The organism is Levilactobacillus yiduensis (assembly GCF_024718525.1).
In the GTDB taxonomy this organism is placed as follows: Bacteria; Bacillota; Bacilli; order Lactobacillales; family Lactobacillaceae; genus Levilactobacillus; species Levilactobacillus yiduensis.
Genome location: NZ_JAMXAZ010000009.1, coordinates 24,797 through 41,753 on the forward strand (window position 1 = coordinate 24,797; position 16,957 = coordinate 41,753).

Consider the following 16,957-nt stretch of genomic DNA (forward strand, 5'->3'; position numbering starts at 1 on the left):
CCCTCCTCTCTGCTAAGCCGTGGGTTCATCTTCGGTGATAGTCGCACCATCAGCCGTTGGCGTAACCTTTAAGCTAGCCGGCGTCGGTGCTTGTTGTTTTGGGACAGTAAACCCTTCGACAGGAGTACGGTCAGATTCAGTCAACATACCATCAGGGTCCACATTCGTAGCTTCATAGTCGCCTGTGGCCACCACAGTACCAGCTGCTAATCCAGTAACATCAGCGGTCGTTTTGACACCAGTGAATGCCGCTGTGGATTCACCCTTCTTGTAAAGCGTTAAGTTCAATGCCATTTAGAATTCACCTCTTTTCACTACCTGGAATTTGATACTTTTGCGCAACTTACCCGTGTTTTCCAACGGATTGTTCTTTCCTTTGACTGCCACAGTGAGAGGCGCGTTGGCAGGTGACTTCTTAGTCCGAATGCTCTTCTTGATTTGAGACTGCATCAGCTTTCCGGTCTTAGCCAGCACGCCTTCAGCCGTCTCAGTCCCATTGATAATCTTTCGTACGCCAGCAGTCGTGATTCGCTGCCACTCCTGGTTGTGGCTATCAAAAGTTGAGCGTAAAAAAGACCGCTTAGGAATATCTACTTCCTTTAAGCGGTAGAAAGTGCCCTTGGGGCCTGGAATCATCAGATAAGGAGCATTCTTAGCTCGAATATGGCAACCATACTCATTGACCACCGCAATCATTTGCAAGTGCTCATCTTCAGAAGGTAAGATACCAGCAATTACGGCAGTGTTAGCCATCTTGTCAATCTCCCGTTTGATAGTGGGTAAACGATTATAGACGTCTTTAATCAACTGACCACGCCCTTCCACGAGAATGATTCAGCCCGTAGCTATCTAGTAAGTCTTCGTACTGCTTAAGGAAGCGGTCCTTGTAATTCGGCGATAGCTTAGTCTTGCTGATAGGGCCAATCGTGAATGACTGAAGCCCATCAGCTTGTTGAAGCTCATCCGTAAGCAAGTGGCATGCGTACATTCGAACGGCCCGGTCTTGAACAGACTTGGGCAAGCCACTATGATCAACTACTTCTTTGGCTTCATCAAGTTCAAGCTGAACCAAGTCATCGTCAATCTCACTGAATCGCGGTAGCTTCTTAATCGTTGCAACTTCAACCATCAGACCACCTCTATTCTGATGGGACTAACGCCAACAAGTCCGCCTTGGCTGTCACACCGGTGTGGCTAATGCTGTGGGCATCTAACCAAGCCGTGATTTGAGCGACGGTCTGACTGTCAGTAGGTTTGACATCGCCATTAGCGTCAAATTCACTCGTGGTAGTGTCGCCATCGTCAGTAGATGGCGCTACGCTTTTGGGGTCGTCGCATCCTTAGGCGAGTTGATGGTCGGCACAATGAAACTAGGGTCAACCTTGAAGCCATACTTGACGATACCCAGCTTGCGAGGATCATTAGCGACCTTGAAAGCTGCCTTGCCGTCAATGATGGCTTGACGATATGCTGCAATGTCACTCACGACTGAGGTATCAATCGTGGTCCCATTAACTTGCATAGCAGTCACACGCTTTTGGATAATGGCTTCTTGTCCGCCGTTCTTGTACTCGTCACGGTCAACCACAAGCCCGTTCGCTGGCGTAGCAGTGGCGTATGCCATAGCACCCGGAGCAAACGCGTATGCCGCAGTCGTCCCATCAGCAGCCACTGGAATATCGTCGTCTTGGACGATTTGCAGACCGTTGTACGATGCGAATGCCAGCCCACCGTCGGAAGGCTGGAAGTCGTCAATCAGGTTTTGCTTACGCAATTCGAAGTAAGCACTCGAATTCATTGCCAGCTTGACCAGCTTAGGATTTGCCAAGTCACCCATTCGAGCGAGCGCTGCAAGGAAGTTCCCTGCTGAAAGTTCGGCTTCGTTGCCGACTCCGAAACTCTTAGCCGTTGCGATGTCAGTGTTAGCAAAGGTCGATTCTGCTACTTGGAGCAAGCGCTTAGTATCTTGGCGTACCCACCATGCTGCGAACCGACTAGTGATTTGTGTCAGTACTGGCGCACCAGTTACGAGTTGACCGAAGTCAGTGGCAGAGTATGCCTTGTCTTCGAAAAGCTTCATAGCTTCATTTGAGCCAGTCGTCAGTGATTCAGTAGTGATGTCGGTTGAATCGCTCCATTCTTCGGCCTCACCAGTCAAGTCATTGATGTATGGCAGCTGGACCGTCCGACCTGGAGACAGTAAGCGTGCTCCTAAGATTGGATCGTTGCCTAGAATCCCTGATTGGATGAAGGCGTTAGTATTGCTGACTTGTTCTTGCACATAGTCTAGGAAGACTGTGGGTTCAATCAGGTCAGACAGCTTGGTTGTTTCTGTAATTGCCATTGATTATCCCTCCTGTTTCAATTTGAAATACTTCTCTTTGTCTTCGCGATAAAGTGCGGTCCGCTCTTCGAATGTCATATCCTTGAACTTCTTGGTGACAGTCACTTTAGGCTTAGGCCCCTCACCAGCACCGGGAGTCTTGCCACCCTTGGCTTTTTCGAGTGTCTTCTTGTGAACCTCGTCGTTAAACGTGTCCATAAATGCTTCGACGTTGGCTTCGCGCTTGGTTGCGTCAGTGTCAGCGAGTAAGTCAGCAAACCTAGTTGGCAATCCCTTGTCTGCCAGCAACGCCTTAGTAGCTGTGAGAGCGTCACGCTTGTCTAAGGCCGCCGCCTTCGCCGCAACCTTTTGTTCGCGTTCCTTGATGGCTTCCTCGGCACGTTCCTGAGCCGACAACGTGGCGTCCCGCTTGGTCTTATCCACGGCCTGTTGGATTAAGTCAGGTAGGCTAGACTTCTTGAAATCTTCGACTGCCTTTTCGGCTTGTTCCTTAGCAGCCGCTGCTAGTTGAGCGCGCGTAAACGTCTTTTCCTTTTTGCCGTCGGTTCCTGGTTCTGTTGGGTCCTGTTTCTGTTTGTTCTTGTCTTCACTCATCGCGAATTCCTCCTCTTAACGTCCTGTGGACGAATTAACTTGTACGTGTCATAACAGATCAGCTGTTCTTTAACGCCCGCCGCCGAAAAAAGGGCACAAAAAATCCGCCGTTAGGCGACTCGTTGGTATTAAGCTGTCTTCCAATCGAAACTTGATTCATCATGTGGAATAATCGAGCATCGACAATTAGGATGGGCCGGGATATCAGGCACCTCACTGAGCTTGTATGGGCCCTGTTCGGCCAAGTCCACACAGATAGGGCAAGCCCCTGGCTCGTTGACGACATCGACTCTTTCGACGCCATTTAACTTGTAAATTTCCTTGTTTACCTCAGTGACTGCCCGAGCAGACTCAGTTCTAATGAGTCGCTGAGCTACGTAGTCCATCGAATCAACCTCGCGAGACACTGATCCAGCCTTAGCAGCCTCACTGATATCGGGGAAGAGTCGTTTATTCAAGTCCTCAATACCGATACCACTGGTTAAGTGCTGAGTGACCACGTTTTGAACCTTGCGGGTGAACTCGTCACTCTTCTGCCACAATCGCGGCGACCAACGCTGGGCCGCGTCCTCGAAACTGTCTTCGACGTGGTCGTGATAGATTTTCTGTTTCAACGCGTGGATTTTGTTGACTTCGTCTTGGTTGGCCTTCGCATAATTTAGCAGGCCAGTCTTGACCGCCATCGTGTCGTCCACGTCTCGTTTGATACGGCTGGCGATTTCTACTGCTGTCTTGGCAGTAGCGATCACCAACTGAACGCCCAGAATGCTCATAATCAGGTAGTTACGGTTGATTCCTGCTGTCGCCGCGTAGTACTTGATACGGGTCTCAGCATCGCTCGTCAAACTGTTGGTATCAATTGAGTCAATGGCCTGTTTCCACTGAATCATATCCCAGCGATTGACCTGCTGCATGACGTCACTAACCGTCAAACCATTTTCATCGGCATACCGTACATAAAAGGCCGTCAAATTGTCTCTGATGGCTTTTAGCGCCTCTTGGTAGAAGTTATCGAGTTGATGGTTACTCGTCTCGTCCCGCGATAGGAGCAGGCTTATTTGGTCCCTCTCCTGCGCTTGAGTTATCATCGCCATTGCTATCACCTACCTTAGTCTTGTCCTTGTCGGCAAGTGCCTGAGCGGCGATAGCTTGAGCCTCTTGTTGGTTGGCCTTTGACTGGTCCTTCATACGTGAGTCCTCTTGCTCAGCTGGTACACCAGTGACGTCTTCGGCGCGCTCTTGGATGGTCTGATCACTAATCGAACCAGTATCTTTGAGAGCCTTCAAGTTGGCGATAATCTCAGAATCGTTCTTTGGCAAGTTGAGCGTGAATGATGGCTGGAATGCCTCCATCATGTCTTCGCTAGGTAGTTCATTGATATTAGTCCAGTAATTTCCAAGTAGGCGCAGACGCCGCATAAGTCCCTTGATATACAAGGACTCCTGAGTAGCAATCTCTTGGTTGCTGCCCCAAAGCTTATAGCTCATGGCTGCTCCAGTCGCTTGACCAGAGAAGTTCTCATCGGTCATATCAGGGGTATTAGTGTCCTTGTGCATGTCCTTCATCAGCTGGTCGATGTACGTCTGCCAGCCTTGCGGGTCCAGCGACTTAGTCAAATACTCAGCCGTTGAGTTAACGACCGTTGCTGTACCACTAGGATTGTCGATGATTGACGGCTTCAGGAACATGATCTTCTTTTTCGGGTCAATGGTCGTTACCCGAACCAGCGGGTTGCCATCATCATCGTACAGCTGATTACCCTCAATGTCGGTGACGGTCTCCTTCTCTTCAGTCTCAATGTCACCAGATACTACTAAGATAGCATTACCGAAGTCCTCTTCAGAATTGGCCATCCCAGATAGTGCCTTGTCGTAGCTGTCAATGGTATCTAGCTTAGACTCCCAAGCACCCATCCGGTTGTCGTTGAGGCTGTACTCAGTCATAGGAACCTGACCAAACTGGTGGCTCTCTGATGCACTAGCTACTTCGAGTCCCCCGTTAGGATTAGTCGCTGACTTGAAGTGATAAATCGTATCGTCGGTGTACACGTCGATATAAAATACTGACTGATCCATGTAGTCCATCAAGTAGTAGCGCACCGCGAACAGGCTGTGCTGGTCGATAGAGTTGTCATACACTACGAAGGCATTTGCAGGGTCAATAGCCTTAACCGCCGGTGTGTTAGTATCTTCATGGATGTAAGTAAGCTCATAGGCTCGCCCTGTAATTACTAGGCTAGTTCCCATCGCTTTCTCATGATATTCCTCATCAGTTCGGCTGTTGAAGTCCTTAAGAAGGTCAGTGACTACTTGCTCCTCGGCATCATCAACCTTGGAATTGTCATATCCCCACTTGATAGGATTACCGTATTGATAACCCACACGGATATTAGTGATGTAGCGTGGCAATCCGCTGGCAATACGATTGTCAGCCCGGTCTGCTGCCTTCTCACTGTTCCAGTAGTGGATATCATTATCTCCAGAGTAATAGCGTTCAAGCGTGATAATACGCGGTAACTGATACGAGTAATGCTGAGTAATGAAGTATTGTACCAGCTTGCCTACGCTTGTCTGGTTGTCCTTGATGGACTCCCATTCAGAGGAGGGCATTCGATACACCTTGTTGGCATCGAAGCTGAAACGAGTACCGCTCAGCATAGACAGCTTGCCGTGCTTAGGATATGGACTTGGTAGGCTATTAGCAAAAGCCATTTTGTCATTGGTATTTTCCAAACGCTGTCACCTCCTTTAAGCCAGTCCAAAGTTCTGTAGTACTTGTGCTTGCTTGCGACGGCTGTGCGGCTTCTTACGTTCTTGTAAGAATAAGAATGTCGCAATAGCATAGCGCATCGCGTCCATCGTGTGGTCCGATTCCTTGACTGGCTCACCAGTGGTTTCATTCCACACGTATTGATAGATTTCGTCTAGGAATTGTTGGTCTTTGATGCCTTCTCGCGAGACAAAAAAAGCACCCTGCTTCATCAACTTAGCAACGTGCTCGATCCCTGTCAGGACAGACTTATATCCATAATTGCAATTTATATTTTCTCGCTTAAATCGAGCGACGTGTTCTGGACGGGCCGAGTCAGCGTAGAAGGGGACGTTATATCCGTAGCGCTCCTGAATGCTCTTGGCAATTCTTACCCAATAATCAATTTCCTCATACTGTTTGGTATGCTCCTCGAGTAAGTACCAATTACCATCACGGTCGAACCCCATGACTACGACACTACCAGCATGCTCGTACCCCCAGTCGACCCCACATATAATCGTGAGACGGTCAGGAATATCTTGGCTTGGCACGACCATTTTGCGCTCGTCGAAGTCGCGATACACGACACCCTCGCCAGACACCCACAAGCCAAGAATAGAGCGGTCATAAAACATGCCGGTTGGCGTGGTTTCCTTGAGTGATGTGACGTAATCAGGATCCAGCCGTGTGTTGTCATCCAACACGAAATGGTTAGATATGATGGTGTCTGAGTCGTTAGGGTTGTCGATATATTTCGTCTTCAACCAATGGTTAGGAACGTCTGGATTGGTATCACAGACAACGCGCGCCCCTTCCACGGAACAACGCTGACGTATTTCAGTGAATACCTCCTCGTTAGCAAGCGAAGCTTCATTCACGTACGCCCCTGTTGACGTCATACCACGAACGGCCCCTAATCCAGCGATAGAGCCAGTAAACGCTTGCACCACGGTAACTGGCGGTAATCCGTTAAATTTGACTTGAAAGCTATTGTGCTTGTCAAACTTAAACTCCAACCCAAAAGTGTTGGCAATTTCAGTCAGAACATTATTGTAGATAGACTTACTTGAGACACCAGCAAGGATATACAGTGGGTGCGCCATGTCTTTGTTCTGTGCGACCATAGCGGCGTGTCTCAACTCAAACAGGAAGACGAAGTTATCGACATAGGTTTTGCCTGCCCGGACTGCGCCGTAGTTGACCATCAACTTCCACTTAGGATTTAGAAGTTCCTGCTGCAGGACTTCGATTTGTTTCGGCGTGAACAACTTATTTAGTTTTGTCATCCTGCGCCCCACCTTCAATCAATCCAAGCAGCTTATCCATCGCCTTCATTTGACTATCCGTGTCATTATTAGCAGCTGCGGCCTTGCCCTCAGCCACCTCTGCTTCAGCCTTAATCTTGCGTGTCTTGGCAGATTCCAATTCTGGGTTAAGACCTTTACTGATGCCCAAGACGCGGGTCAGAATGTCGGCAGCCTTCATCGAATCTGAGTTCTTGGTCTTGGTGTCGACCACATCGTCGACGTCTTCGTAGACCAGCTTGTCGTACGTGTCCCCATTCGAATTGGTCATGGGAATAGTTCGAGCCTTTCGCAGTGTGACAACAACCTGTTCTAACTCCTGACGACGCATAACACGGGTCAGAAACTCCAATACCTCCTGCTGGCTGGCAACTCGCTCACTAGCAAGTTCTTTAAGCCGAGCATCGATATAATCCTTGATGTCAGGTTTTGTCAGGTTTTCCTGGCCAACAGAACGTGCCGTTCGTACTCTGTAACCCGCTTTGCGCGCGGCTTCGGCAGCATTACCTGACTTGATGTACTCGTCAGCAAACTTCTGCTGTTTTGGTGTCAATTTACGTCGCATTACATATCACCTACACCCCCATCACAAGTATTAGCTCCTTTAGTCATCGTTCGAGATGGCTGTAATCTTAAGCTCCTCAATCGCACCAACCAATTCCAACATGTTATCGTCATAGGCAAGGTACTCGGCGTCCTTGTCAGAATCTTTATGGACGATGGCAACTGCGATGCCCTTCACATCGCCTCTCACCACCATTTCATTAATAGCCCCAGCAATCACTTGAGGGTTCCAAATTCCCTTCGCATACTGGCGCTCTGATAGCGTTTCACTCATGATTATTCTTCCTCCACACCCGGATAACCTGCCGATATGGCTTAGGATTCTTCTTAGCTCGTCTAGGCACCCATTGGCCGTCCTTAAGCTCACGTTCCAGTTCACCCAAGCAACGTGCCTCTGTGGAGCTGACAAGGCCAAATTTTGTGTTTCTCATCACCATGACGCCAGCCACGCAATCAGGACTCCGACGGCGACCGCCATGAGTCCATCAATCAATCTATTCCAATCCCAACGCCTCATGGCGCCACCTCCTTGCTATTCCTTGAAGCAGACGTTCTCTCTACGCTCGTATACGTCCACATACATAGACTTGGTGTCTCCACTGTAAGTCAATTCAAAGTACAGACCAGCAACGACATCGGTGCTCATCATCGCCTTATTGTTTTGCAATGTCTTGGAGCTCCATACGACATAAAAGTCGGACCCCTTAAAGTCCGCCTTTCCACCTATGCTGTCCATCTTTCGGTTGCATAAGTCTACTAAGTTTTGTCGGCATAAATTGATAAAATTTTCACTATCCATGTGATCACTCCTTTATGTACAAAAAAGGCAGCCGGAAATCACTACGGCTACCTCGACTAATTTAAATCTAACTTTGAGAGGAGTCTTCACCTCTTTTCAGTTAGATTTTATGGGCGCATGCACTATTGAGACGGGGCGTCCATCTCCTCTTTTAAGTTTTGCACCCAATGGACCATGTAGGACTCGAACCTACGACTGGACGGTTATGAGCCGTCTGCTCTAACCAACTGAGCTAAAGGTCCAGAAACCCGGATGTTTGGGGACCGGGAAAGTTTGTATGCCTCTTTACTTAGGCAATGTGCTTGGTAGGGATTTGCACCCTACAAATCCACTTGGACGCCCACTGAATCATGCCCTCTTTCGGGCCAGACGTGTCTACCTATTCCGCCACAAGCACACACCCCTACAAACCGTACGTAACTCGGGGTATCGTCAGCAATCGCAATCAAGCGACCTTTGCACTGAGGTTCTGCGTGCCTACAGGTGATTCTCTGACACTGATCACTTATCCCATGACTGACGTTTTTGTCCTCCGCCCTTAGGCATCTGGTTGGGGGTTTACGGAGTGCAATGCCCAGTCTTGGAGTCGAACCAAGTGTGCTTAGGGTCGCGAACTACTAAGCCTCTCCGAATTCTCACTGGGCGTGATACGCATAGACCATTTTGATTGCATCGAGATAGCTCTATAGCCTCATTACATCCTCCAATCGGCTATATGCGCACGGCTGGAGTCGAACCAGCATCTAAACTGGTCGAATTCGACCAGTTTTACTCTGCCATTGAGCTACGTGCGTTTCTTTGATTCTTTCGATAGTACTAGAATACATCTGATATCCGGCTAGTGCCTGCAGTCTCACTGCACAAATACTGCATAAAAACTGCATGATTACTGCTTTTTTTCAAAAATGTGGAGATCATCAAGCATGTAGCAGTCGGCAAATTCCAGTAGCGCTTGAGGCTTGCGAACATGGAAGTAGCTGGATTCTGAGAATCCCAACTCCATGAAGCACATCGTATCTGTATCGCCCTGCAGGTATAAACTACTAAGAATACTGCGGCTGTCCTGCCCACAATGTTTAATGGCCACAACCGTCTGCTTAACAATCTGCTCCGCGTATAGTCTCCGCACAATCCGAGCATCAGTCGAATTACCAGATGGCTGTGATTTTGGCATACCGTCATAGCTTGGCGACTTTAGGTCCGTCATAGACTGACCACTCACCCGGACCATCTTAGGCAATACTACAGATAAAAAGTGTGTCACGTTTTGCAAAGTTGCTCCAACATCTACCTCTGGGAAGAGACTTCCCATGTTCATATTGTCAAAATCTAATTCAGCCAACCCTTTCAGCCCCTATCAATGGTATAATTAATTTGTTGACCATTGAGTAAGAACGAATTGGGTGAGGGCTGTTGCGTCAGCCCTTTTTTGCTATCTAAAATGGCCGTGTAAGCTCGTGTAGCACGTTATTAACCTCAGCATTGCTCATCATACCCAAAGCAATGTAAACTTCCTTAGGCACGCTGTGATCACTTAATTTTGATTGGAATGCAGCTAGTCCCATCAGTACATCATCTTTTGGTACCAATGATTCCAGATAGTTAAGCAGCATACGCTGGTTGCCGTTCATTTCGTCGCGTGTTTTATCCATATTCTCACCTCTACATAAAATAGAAATTTTATCTAGCTACTTTCCGGTAATAAACACAGTATCTAACGGAAAATCATATTCTTTCGCAAAGTCGGTATCTGGTGAGACGGTAAGCTCTGGATCGTAGCTTGGAATTAAAAGAGCAGATCCTGTCGGACGACTGTAAATAGCAACTTCTGTTTCTCCATCACACTTTTGTAGTTCATGGATTAAATCCTTGGCTTTCATTTGAAATCACCTCTACATAAAATAAGATTTTTATACCATTGTCAGCTCATGGATAACCTGGTTGCGTTCCTTCGATGACAATTTGTTAATCGCGTTGCGTTTGCTGTTGCTCAACTCGGTAAAATGATTTCCGCACCAAACTAAAGCCCGTGCCACATCGCCACCATAGCTTTTCATGCCTTGAAGCACGTAATTGCGATACTCAATCTGTTCGTGTGTCATGCTGTGCCTCCAATAGCCGTTTAACTCGTCGCCAACGCGGCTTGCTTTGATTGACTGGCTTGCAAAATAATGTGTTGATATGCTGTGCGCCGTTCAGCGCCAGCCAAAGTTGAAAATTCCATTTATTCATTGTCTTCCTCCCGTAGCTTCTCTCGCATGCAGCGCACCCAATCCTTGTCGCGGCCCATAACGCTAGCGACTCCTTGATTGTTAGGCCGATTCATGTGTTTGACGTTATATTTTAGCTGTGTTAATTCATCTGGTGTGGCTTGGTAATCCAATTCGTCACGTCTTCGCATTCTGCCACGTAATTTCTGGATATATTGAGGTGTCCTGGACCGTTCTTGTGAAATATATTTGTTGGTGAATCCGTGTAAAATCATGTGGCGTAGGATATTATTTTCCGCCGTGTGTCCTTCCTCAGTTTGACCGCGGATTTCTTTTTTTACATTTTCCGGCCACTTATCTGGATCATCACCATAATTGGCGTAAGCAGCTCTAATTTCAGCTGCCATTTTCTTGTTTAGTGACATAACTTTTACTCCTTATCAACAATTTTGAACGTGATTTCTCCTGATTTTTTAATCATTTTTGTTTACCTTCCTTAGCCTCAGCTTGGTGTTCCCGCGCGTGTTCCGCCATACGACGCTTCTTCTTGCGCATGGTGGACTTTTTCGTGTGCTTCCGTTGCTTACTCATCAAATACCTCCTCACTTTCTCTGTGAGTTTTCACAATCTCCCACAGTATTTCCGCTGCGGTTCGTTCTCGATGCAGTCCAACTCTCATGCGGTCAATCTTAGGTACTAACCGTTTCCAGCTCTTGTCGGGGCAAAGGATCATATCGACTCTTTCCGGAATAGCTTGCTGCTCCACCAGCTGCTGGGCCAGTTCGGGCAAACACACCAGAAAATTTTTATCACCGTAGAAGGTCAGCCCATGTCCAGATGTGAAATCTGCCATACTCGACTTGACCTCATAGAACTCAAATTGTCCTAATTCCACTGCTACCGCCTCCGGGGCACCCAATTTCGAATGTAACCCAACGAAGTCTACCCGCTTTTTGCCGCCATCGAAGTTTACCTCAGGTGACCAGTACATGTTTTGTGAATCAAGCCGTTTCTCAACCAATTGGCTGAGTTTCGCTGTGATATCAGGCCGTTTGCTCATGATTGTCCTCCTTAGCCTTAAGCCACTTGGTACGCGTGATGGCGTGCCAATCTTCATAAGGAATCGGCAGCCCTTCACCAGGCACCCGGTCCCACTCAGGCAGCCGCCACCAGATTGTGTGACTATCACTTGTAACGATTACATAGGCTCCGTCTACCGGTAACGGCTCGCTTTCAGCTGTTTCCTGTACCGTTCCAGGTAGCCAACAGTAACCCTCATCAGACAGTAGCTGCATTAACTCGCGGTACTGTCGCTTACCTTTAACCATGTAAGACTTCATCTTTTGATTACCTCCACATGCCAGCCATTGATGACTGGCTTTTTCTGTTGCCACAAGGCTGCCTTCACCTTCCATGTAGGTGTATGCCCCAGATAGTGGGTCCTCGCCCATGAAAGTTGACACTCGTGACAGCCCATGCTGCTCGTCAATCTAACTCGCAAAGTGATCACTTGAGTCGGGGTCGCGGTACAAGTTTTCCATCCCCAAGAAGTCGGCGATGTCAGCCAGCAGCTCGAAGTTCTCATCCCGTAACTCATCGAAACTAAGGCTGCGAATCTTACCGCCACTATCGATGTCAAATGGCTCACTTTTCTTGTTGTTCAGGTCCATCAGCTTGGCTAATGCCAGGCGTACATTTTCAGGTTTCATTTTTTGTCCTCCGTTCGATTTAGTCCCCGCTGCACAATCATCAGCGCCTCTTCGGGGCTGCGAGCTACACCATAGATGACCGGGTCCATAGCTACTTCCTTGGCAAAAAATTCTTGTGCGGGCCGCCGCTTACCGGTCTTTGTCTTGACCTCAATGAAAAACATTTTGCCGTCTGACTTGCGGTACCCGCATAAGTCCGGGAAACCCTTCTCAGGGCCCGCATGGAACCGTCTACCGTCCTTCATCTCTACTGACCCCACGTTGATTCGCCACGTCTTAAATCCGTTAAGAGACAGCATCTCGATGATGCCATCCTGAATCTTGTGTTCAGGGCCCGGACCCCGTTTCTTGTGCTTGAGTGGCCGGACAAGCTCTTTACCATCATCGGGGCTGTAGCTACGCCTTTGTGGGACACCGCCATTTGGGTACTTAATCATGTGGCGCCTCCTTGTGTTCATAGCTCTTTTCTAGCTGATAGAGGACTAACTCGACATCTCCCCATTCCAGCTGACCACAAACACGACTATGCTTTTCTAAGCTTGGTCCATACCAGACATCGGTTCCACGATTACTTTGCTCCTGCAGGAGCTTATGTGCCTCTTCAAAAGTCATCTCTAGGCCTCCTGAGCAACTGGCAAGTCGCTGCCCATTTGCTTGATGACTGCCAGCGTCGCGGTAGATGGCACCCAGTCGCTGATGTAGTCCGACACGTCGTCGAAGTATCCCTCACGAATTTGTGTCCGCGTCTTGACGTGAGCCACCTCACAGACACCCCTGTTGATGTCACGGAACAGTTTTGAACGTTGCGAGTTACTCAGTACTAGGTTGTGCATCCCCATGTAATCGCGTACCGCACGGTTGATACGACGTCCCAACCAGTTATACTCGCCAGGATCCAGCTTTTGATTCTTCTCTAGGTCAGTTAGACGGCTTTCAACGTGATCCACACGTTGATTGGTATCCTCGTTACCCTGCAGCAGTAACTTAATCTGTTCACGCGGCGTCACTGGTAACTTGTTCGTTGATTCCTGTTTAGCTAACTGCTTTTCAGCTGAGATAAAGTACCGTCGTGCTTGCTGGCCTTTCTCAGTCCGTTGAATCATGGCGAGCTCTTTAGCCATGTCTAAAGTCATCGCATATTCGATGCGAGGCCGGCCACCATGGCTTTTCGCCGAAATTGGCGTAAAGTCTTCACCTTGGGTAAAACCGTAGTCAGTCATATCTTTGAACCAGTTAGAGAAATCCTTGCCAACTTCCAAGAAGTCGTGGAGTCCTCGAGCGTTAACCGCGACGTTGTCGCTAGTGGTGCCTGTGATTAAATCTCGTAAACTTGTCATACTATGCCTCCTGCTTTTTATTTCGTTGCCGAAGTTTCTGAATCCGCGAATCTAACTCCGCCTGCTTGTCAGGACTTAGCCCCTTTGGCTTGTCCGCGGGCTTATCAGGCGTCTTCTGCGCCCAGTCTGGCAGTGTCTCCTTGGCCCTTGTAGGCTTAGATCCACCTCGTCCGCGTGACGCCGCCTGCATTTTCATTTGGTCGAATTGTTTACGGAGCTTGGCTCCTGATAAGATATTCGACTTCCAGAAATCATCGTGCTGGCACCAGTCAACCATGCCATCAAGCTTGTCGTATGCGTGGCCATCTTGGGTGTGAGCCAAACGAATATCATTAGCCCAGGTCTGTAGCTTGCGTTCGTCACCCTTAGGCGAGAAGTCAGGGTCATTATCCCGAATGGCCTTAAGCAAGTGCTGGGCGATTTGATACGGCTGATCATCAGGTCCGTACTTCGGCTTGTCCGAGTTCGGACGTATTGTTTTTTTATCCTTTACTTTGCTTTCCTTTACTTTCCTTTCCTTGCCATCCGAATCATATGGCATTGCCATAGCATTGCTATTTTTCTGAGATGGCTTTGGCTTAGATTCTTCTTCGCCAGTAGATGGATTAGCTTTAGAATTGCCATTCCAACGGGACTTGGCACCCTTTTTACCAGCTTCTGACCGCCGCCTACTTTTAGCATCCTTTAACGCCATTCTTTTGTTAAATCCTTCGGAGTAGAAGTACTTACCATCATCGGTAAAGGCAAATAACCCGAAATCTTCAACAACCGCTTTTATCTGCGAAGCATCAACACGAAGGTCAAAGGCTATAGCATTATAATCTTTGACACTCGTGTAATCGTCTTCATCGCGGAGACGTTCAAGAAGCATAAAGTAAATGGCGTACCCGATTGCACCGACTTTCATCCGAACCTGCAGCATCTTACTTGAATTTCTAGCATTGCTATCATGAGAGAAGTAATTATTCAAAAGTCGTTCACCTCTCTATTCCTCCCACCCACCACTTGCTTTACTAGAACGGTAAATCGTCGTCTGTAACGTCGATTGAATCGCTAGCCGGTACGGTCTGCTGGGTATTATGTTGTTGTGATTCACTCTGACGATCAGGCAAGTCAAAATCATTAACATTAACCCCTAGCTGGGTCTGACCATTGTACTCAGTGATTTCTAGGTCGCCCGATACAATAACATGGCTTCCCTTATGGTAGAAACGTTGAATGACGTTCGCACGGTTCCCCCAGACGGTGCATCGGAACCAGTCGGTCCCATACTGGCCATCTTCACTCTGCCGGTTCTGACGAACCGCAACACTGAAATTAGCAACCTGCATACCGTTTTGTGTTGATCGTACTTCTGGATCCTTACCTACGTTTCCGGATATTGTGATTGTTCTCATGCTGTTTTATTCCCTTCTTCAGATAACTTAGTTAGCTTGTTTGTTGCTAAAATAACCAGTTCATTTGCGCTTTCGTGTGTTAGCTGATCCATACTCGTTGCCTCTGCCTTATTGAGAATGGCGGTCGCAACGACATTTAAATCGGTCTTAGCCTTGTCTGAGATTGCTTGAAATAGTTTCCCCAGCGTGTCCTTTTGTTTCTTAGATGCTGGCGTAGGATTAGGATGTTGGCGTTTTTGAGTTCCCTGGGTATACCCGCCATTGGGATTACTATCATCGGCGTCCGGATCTTCATCCTTGTCGGTAATATTGAATAGTTGTTTGTAGAAGTACTTCTGCGCACTCGTGCAAGCCTTAGCCATTGCCTTCTCACCAGAATCTTGACCACTACCGGGCATGGTTCCGACAACCGTATTTTCTCCATCCGTAATGGTAAAGGTACCCATCACATCGACGAAATGATTCTCGCCGCCTCGCTTTGAAGCCTTATCGTACTGATTGATGACTTCATACTGAGGAATAATTCGAATACCAGCTTCACGAATTGCGGACTCGACAGCGTACTTAATTGCTGTTTCGCTTTGGAAACGATAATTTTGGAAGGAGTTGTTTCCGTCCTTACCAATTGGGCCAATGTGTTTTGAGGCCTCATTCAGTTTTTGAATTAAATTCAGTTCTTTTTCCTCGGTCACGATGTTTCCCTCCTATCGAATCCGAATGGATCGGCCTTGCGTTAATTCAGCTCCTGGAACGTCTTCACCGTCTTTAAGGGCGGCGAGAATACCCTTCTTATCGAGACTAGTTGTCGTTTTGATAAAGTCATCAGGTACTTTCTCCTCGTCCGTTAAATTGACACTGGCCGGGTTATTCTGAATCCAAATTGCTAGGTCAACGTCTTTAACGTGGTCTAAACCGGCCGCCTCTAGTCCTTGCTGTAAGGCGTCCTTTAATCGTCTAATGTTGCTAGCGAGTGAAGCCTTTCGGTCAGCATCGGCCTTCATTTTCTCGGCAAGTTGCTTTTCATCGGACGTTAGCTGCTTGATTACCTTGCCATAGCCGATTGCCTTATCTGCAATGCCATCTTTCAGACTGAGAATCGTGTCATCAAACGCCTGTTGATCTTCCGGATCGGCACTTTCGGCTAATCGAACGACTTGGTATAGATTGTCTTCCAATTGATAAAGATTCATTACTTAACCTCCACTTCGGGTTGCCATTCTGCCAGCTGATCGTTAATTCGATACAAATGATCGAGTTCTTCGTTGGTGATTGGGTGTCCCGGTTCGTCGATCGCTTCGATAAGATTAAATAGTTCGCCGCGAATATCGGCCAACCGATTACGACTTTTGCTAGTAACCTGGGCCACAAGAATCACGGGGCCGCTTGCAGTTTGCTTGCCTAATACTTGATCCATGTGATCACCTCCATGTCGCCAAACTCTTCGCCAACTAAATCAGTTAGTTCCGATCGGTTGTCCGGAAGGCTGTCGGTGTCCCGGTCGCTGTAGTCGTACAGGAAGCTCCGAATTGCTTCGGCGTTGCGGGGCACGTAGATATCCCCACCGTCGAGCTTTAGATACTCTTCGCTGTCGACCAGTCGTAAACCTGTAATGTCCTGTGGAGTAGTGTCGCCGGCCATCAGCTCATCATAGTGTGGTGCAAATCCGCCTAAAGTCATTGAATCCACCGCCCATCTGAGGTAGAATTGATGCTAAAGAAGTATGAGAGATACTTTTTATCTTTGAGTTCTGACGGCCAGGTCAGGGCTCTTTTTTTGTGCCGTAAAATCATTTCTGTTCCTCCAATCCGAAGAAATCTTTTGCCCAAGCTTTCCAGCTACCGAACTTGATTGCAATCCAGTATCCGTACGCCATGGCCGCCAGCATTGGGACCACCCAAGTGGCTATTTCACCAACGTAGAAACACCATGATTCCCACATAGTCATAG

Annotated in this window: 29 protein-coding genes and 2 tRNA genes; all 31 read right to left on the reverse strand. The window is 48.0% G+C overall.

Annotated elements, in window-relative coordinates; all coding sequences use genetic code 11:
- Positions 1-12: 12 nt before the first annotated feature.
- A complete protein-coding gene (locus NGM66_RS06875; RefSeq protein ID WP_258115484.1) occupies positions 13-294 on the reverse strand; it encodes a hypothetical protein in 282 nt (93 codons plus the stop codon).
- A complete protein-coding gene (locus tag NGM66_RS06880; protein ID WP_258115485.1) occupies positions 295-753 on the reverse strand; it encodes a hypothetical protein in 459 nt (152 codons plus the stop codon). It lies immediately after the preceding gene.
- Between the two features lie 46 nt (positions 754-799).
- Complete coding sequence (locus NGM66_RS06885) at positions 800-1,129, reverse strand: DUF4054 domain-containing protein (protein ID WP_258115486.1); 330 nt, start codon at positions 1,127-1,129, stop codon at positions 800-802.
- Positions 1,130-1,315: 186 nt separating this feature from the next.
- The gene (locus NGM66_RS06890) at positions 1,316-2,344 is read right to left on the reverse strand and encodes a phage capsid protein (RefSeq protein WP_258115487.1); all 1,029 of its coding nucleotides are present in this window, start codon (positions 2,342-2,344) and stop codon (positions 1,316-1,318) included.
- Between the two features lie 3 nt (positions 2,345-2,347).
- On the reverse strand, positions 2,348-2,938 hold the full coding sequence (locus tag NGM66_RS06895; protein WP_258115488.1) for a DUF4355 domain-containing protein: 591 nt from the start codon (positions 2,936-2,938) through the stop codon (positions 2,348-2,350).
- 128 nt (positions 2,939-3,066) lie between these two features.
- A complete protein-coding gene (locus NGM66_RS06900; protein WP_258115489.1) occupies positions 3,067-4,032 on the reverse strand; it encodes a structural protein in 966 nt (321 codons plus the stop codon).
- Positions 3,962-5,548 (reverse strand): phage portal protein, encoded by a 1,587-nt coding sequence (locus NGM66_RS06905; protein WP_258115514.1) that lies wholly within the window; start codon positions 5,546-5,548, stop codon positions 3,962-3,964. Before NGM66_RS06905 ends, NGM66_RS06900 begins: the two co-directional genes overlap by 71 nt.
- 138 nt (positions 5,549-5,686) lie before the next feature.
- Positions 5,687-6,976: a PBSX family phage terminase large subunit gene (locus NGM66_RS06910; RefSeq protein WP_258115490.1), complete on the reverse strand. Its 1,290-nt coding sequence runs from the start codon at positions 6,974-6,976 to the stop codon at positions 5,687-5,689.
- Positions 6,960-7,559, reverse strand: a complete 600-nt coding sequence (locus NGM66_RS06915) for a terminase small subunit (RefSeq protein WP_258115491.1) — start codon at positions 7,557-7,559, stop codon at positions 6,960-6,962. The genes NGM66_RS06910 and NGM66_RS06915 overlap by 17 nt, the downstream gene beginning before the upstream one ends.
- Before the next feature lie 39 nt (positions 7,560-7,598).
- Positions 7,599-7,832 (reverse strand): hypothetical protein, encoded by a 234-nt coding sequence (locus NGM66_RS06920; RefSeq protein ID WP_208909506.1) that lies wholly within the window; start codon positions 7,830-7,832, stop codon positions 7,599-7,601.
- A 258-nt stretch (positions 7,833-8,090) separates the two neighbouring features.
- The gene (locus NGM66_RS14365; protein ID WP_373418478.1) at positions 8,091-8,357 is read right to left on the reverse strand and encodes a DUF6275 family protein; all 267 of its coding nucleotides are present in this window, start codon (positions 8,355-8,357) and stop codon (positions 8,091-8,093) included.
- A 168-nt stretch (positions 8,358-8,525) separates the two neighbouring features.
- Positions 8,526-8,599 (reverse strand) — tRNA-Ile (locus NGM66_RS06925).
- Between the two features lie 474 nt (positions 8,600-9,073).
- Positions 9,074-9,150, reverse strand: a tRNA-OTHER gene (locus tag NGM66_RS06930).
- A 93-nt stretch (positions 9,151-9,243) separates the two neighbouring features.
- Positions 9,244-9,699, reverse strand: coding sequence for an ArpU family phage packaging/lysis transcriptional regulator (locus tag NGM66_RS06935; RefSeq protein ID WP_245155236.1), 456 nt, complete (start codon positions 9,697-9,699; stop codon positions 9,244-9,246).
- A gap of 94 nt (positions 9,700-9,793) precedes the next feature.
- Entirely contained in the window at positions 9,794-10,009 is a 216-nt protein-coding gene (locus NGM66_RS06940) for a hypothetical protein (protein WP_208909505.1), read from the reverse strand.
- Between the two features lie 36 nt (positions 10,010-10,045).
- On the reverse strand, positions 10,046-10,237 hold the full coding sequence (locus tag NGM66_RS06945; RefSeq protein ID WP_208909504.1) for a hypothetical protein: 192 nt from the start codon (positions 10,235-10,237) through the stop codon (positions 10,046-10,048).
- Between the two features lie 30 nt (positions 10,238-10,267).
- A complete protein-coding gene (locus NGM66_RS06950; protein WP_208909503.1) occupies positions 10,268-10,459 on the reverse strand; it encodes a hypothetical protein in 192 nt (63 codons plus the stop codon).
- 122 nt (positions 10,460-10,581) lie between these two features.
- A complete protein-coding gene (locus NGM66_RS06955; RefSeq protein ID WP_208909502.1) occupies positions 10,582-10,992 on the reverse strand; it encodes a hypothetical protein in 411 nt (136 codons plus the stop codon).
- A gap of 158 nt (positions 10,993-11,150) precedes the next feature.
- Entirely contained in the window at positions 11,151-11,627 is a 477-nt protein-coding gene (locus tag NGM66_RS06960; protein WP_258115493.1) for a hypothetical protein, read from the reverse strand.
- Complete coding sequence (locus tag NGM66_RS06965; RefSeq protein ID WP_258115494.1) at positions 11,611-11,961, reverse strand: hypothetical protein; 351 nt, start codon at positions 11,959-11,961, stop codon at positions 11,611-11,613. The genes NGM66_RS06960 and NGM66_RS06965 overlap by 17 nt, the downstream gene beginning before the upstream one ends.
- Positions 11,962-12,057: 96 nt before the next feature.
- Positions 12,058-12,276, reverse strand: coding sequence for a hypothetical protein (locus NGM66_RS06970; protein ID WP_125766068.1), 219 nt, complete (start codon positions 12,274-12,276; stop codon positions 12,058-12,060).
- Positions 12,273-12,713 carry a VRR-NUC domain-containing protein gene (locus NGM66_RS06975; protein WP_258115495.1) on the reverse strand — a complete coding sequence of 147 codons (441 nt, stop codon included), beginning with the start codon at positions 12,711-12,713 and terminating at the stop codon, positions 12,273-12,275. Before NGM66_RS06975 ends, NGM66_RS06970 begins: the two co-directional genes overlap by 4 nt.
- Entirely contained in the window at positions 12,706-12,888 is a 183-nt protein-coding gene (locus NGM66_RS06980) for a hypothetical protein (protein WP_258115496.1), read from the reverse strand. The genes NGM66_RS06975 and NGM66_RS06980 overlap by 8 nt, the downstream gene beginning before the upstream one ends.
- 2 nt (positions 12,889-12,890) lie before the next feature.
- Positions 12,891-13,613, reverse strand: a complete 723-nt coding sequence (locus NGM66_RS06985; protein ID WP_125766066.1) for an antA/AntB antirepressor family protein — start codon at positions 13,611-13,613, stop codon at positions 12,891-12,893.
- Position 13,614: 1 nt separating this feature from the next.
- Entirely contained in the window at positions 13,615-14,583 is a 969-nt protein-coding gene (locus NGM66_RS06990; protein ID WP_258115497.1) for a phage replication protein O, read from the reverse strand.
- 43 nt (positions 14,584-14,626) lie between these two features.
- Positions 14,627-15,010, reverse strand: a complete 384-nt coding sequence (locus NGM66_RS06995) for a single-stranded DNA-binding protein (protein WP_061777463.1) — start codon at positions 15,008-15,010, stop codon at positions 14,627-14,629.
- On the reverse strand, positions 15,007-15,702 hold the full coding sequence (locus NGM66_RS07000) for an ERF family protein (protein ID WP_258115498.1): 696 nt from the start codon (positions 15,700-15,702) through the stop codon (positions 15,007-15,009). The genes NGM66_RS06995 and NGM66_RS07000 overlap by 4 nt, the downstream gene beginning before the upstream one ends.
- A gap of 12 nt (positions 15,703-15,714) precedes the next feature.
- On the reverse strand, positions 15,715-16,200 hold the full coding sequence (locus NGM66_RS07005) for a siphovirus Gp157 family protein (protein ID WP_258115499.1): 486 nt from the start codon (positions 16,198-16,200) through the stop codon (positions 15,715-15,717).
- The gene (locus tag NGM66_RS07010; RefSeq protein ID WP_061777466.1) at positions 16,200-16,424 is read right to left on the reverse strand and encodes a hypothetical protein; all 225 of its coding nucleotides are present in this window, start codon (positions 16,422-16,424) and stop codon (positions 16,200-16,202) included. Before NGM66_RS07010 ends, NGM66_RS07005 begins: the two co-directional genes overlap by 1 nt.
- The gene (locus NGM66_RS07015; RefSeq protein ID WP_258115500.1) at positions 16,409-16,687 is read right to left on the reverse strand and encodes a hypothetical protein; all 279 of its coding nucleotides are present in this window, start codon (positions 16,685-16,687) and stop codon (positions 16,409-16,411) included. The genes NGM66_RS07010 and NGM66_RS07015 overlap by 16 nt, the downstream gene beginning before the upstream one ends.
- A 109-nt stretch (positions 16,688-16,796) precedes the next feature.
- A complete protein-coding gene (locus tag NGM66_RS07020) occupies positions 16,797-16,955 on the reverse strand; it encodes a hypothetical protein (protein WP_258115501.1) in 159 nt (52 codons plus the stop codon).
- Between the last annotated feature and the right edge of the window lie 2 nt (positions 16,956-16,957).

Excerpts from the sequence above, each read along its gene's own strand:
- NGM66_RS06875 (WP_258115484.1), bottom strand. The coding sequence starts at position 294 with ATGGCATTGAACTTAACGCTTTACAAGAAGGGTGAATCCACAGCGGCA.
- NGM66_RS06880 (WP_258115485.1), bottom strand. The coding sequence starts at position 753 with ATGGCTAACACTGCCGTAATTGCTGGTATCTTACCTTCTGAAGATGAG.
- NGM66_RS06885 (WP_258115486.1), bottom strand. The coding sequence starts at position 1,129 with ATGGTTGAAGTTGCAACGATTAAGAAGCTACCGCGATTCAGTGAGATT.
- NGM66_RS06890 (WP_258115487.1), bottom strand. The coding sequence starts at position 2,344 with ATGGCAATTACAGAAACAACCAAGCTGTCTGACCTGATTGAACCCACA.
- NGM66_RS06895 (WP_258115488.1), bottom strand. The coding sequence starts at position 2,938 with ATGAGTGAAGACAAGAACAAACAGAAACAGGACCCAACAGAACCAGGA.
- NGM66_RS06900 (WP_258115489.1), bottom strand. The coding sequence starts at position 4,032 with ATGGCGATGATAACTCAAGCGCAGGAGAGGGACCAAATAAGCCTGCTC.
- NGM66_RS06905 (WP_258115514.1), bottom strand. The coding sequence starts at position 5,548 with ATGCCCTCCTCTGAATGGGAGTCCATCAAGGACAACCAGACAAGCGTA.
- NGM66_RS06910 (WP_258115490.1), bottom strand. The coding sequence starts at position 6,976 with ATGACAAAACTAAATAAGTTGTTCACGCCGAAACAAATCGAAGTCCTG.
- NGM66_RS06915 (WP_258115491.1), bottom strand. The coding sequence starts at position 7,559 with ATGCGACGTAAATTGACACCAAAACAGCAGAAGTTTGCTGACGAGTAC.
- NGM66_RS06920 (WP_208909506.1), bottom strand. The coding sequence starts at position 7,832 with ATGAGTGAAACGCTATCAGAGCGCCAGTATGCGAAGGGAATTTGGAAC.
- NGM66_RS14365 (WP_373418478.1), bottom strand. The coding sequence starts at position 8,357 with ATGGATAGTGAAAATTTTATCAATTTATGCCGACAAAACTTAGTAGAC.
- NGM66_RS06940 (WP_208909505.1), bottom strand. The coding sequence starts at position 10,009 with ATGGATAAAACACGCGACGAAATGAACGGCAACCAGCGTATGCTGCTT.
- NGM66_RS06945 (WP_208909504.1), bottom strand. The coding sequence starts at position 10,237 with ATGAAAGCCAAGGATTTAATCCATGAACTACAAAAGTGTGATGGAGAA.
- NGM66_RS06950 (WP_208909503.1), bottom strand. The coding sequence starts at position 10,459 with ATGACACACGAACAGATTGAGTATCGCAATTACGTGCTTCAAGGCATG.
- NGM66_RS06955 (WP_208909502.1), bottom strand. The coding sequence starts at position 10,992 with ATGTCACTAAACAAGAAAATGGCAGCTGAAATTAGAGCTGCTTACGCC.
- NGM66_RS06960 (WP_258115493.1), bottom strand. The coding sequence starts at position 11,627 with ATGAGCAAACGGCCTGATATCACAGCGAAACTCAGCCAATTGGTTGAG.
- NGM66_RS06970 (WP_125766068.1), bottom strand. The coding sequence starts at position 12,276 with ATGAAACCTGAAAATGTACGCCTGGCATTAGCCAAGCTGATGGACCTG.
- NGM66_RS06975 (WP_258115495.1), bottom strand. The coding sequence starts at position 12,713 with ATGATTAAGTACCCAAATGGCGGTGTCCCACAAAGGCGTAGCTACAGC.
- NGM66_RS06980 (WP_258115496.1), bottom strand. The coding sequence starts at position 12,888 with ATGACTTTTGAAGAGGCACATAAGCTCCTGCAGGAGCAAAGTAATCGT.
- NGM66_RS06985 (WP_125766066.1), bottom strand. The coding sequence starts at position 13,613 with ATGACAAGTTTACGAGATTTAATCACAGGCACCACTAGCGACAACGTC.
- NGM66_RS06995 (WP_061777463.1), bottom strand. The coding sequence starts at position 15,010 with ATGAGAACAATCACAATATCCGGAAACGTAGGTAAGGATCCAGAAGTA.
- NGM66_RS07005 (WP_258115499.1), bottom strand. The coding sequence starts at position 16,200 with ATGAATCTTTATCAATTGGAAGACAATCTATACCAAGTCGTTCGATTA.
- NGM66_RS07010 (WP_061777466.1), bottom strand. The coding sequence starts at position 16,424 with ATGGATCAAGTATTAGGCAAGCAAACTGCAAGCGGCCCCGTGATTCTT.
- NGM66_RS07015 (WP_258115500.1), bottom strand. The coding sequence starts at position 16,687 with ATGACTTTAGGCGGATTTGCACCACACTATGATGAGCTGATGGCCGGC.
- NGM66_RS07020 (WP_258115501.1), bottom strand. The coding sequence starts at position 16,955 with ATGACTATGTGGGAATCATGGTGTTTCTACGTTGGTGAAATAGCCACT.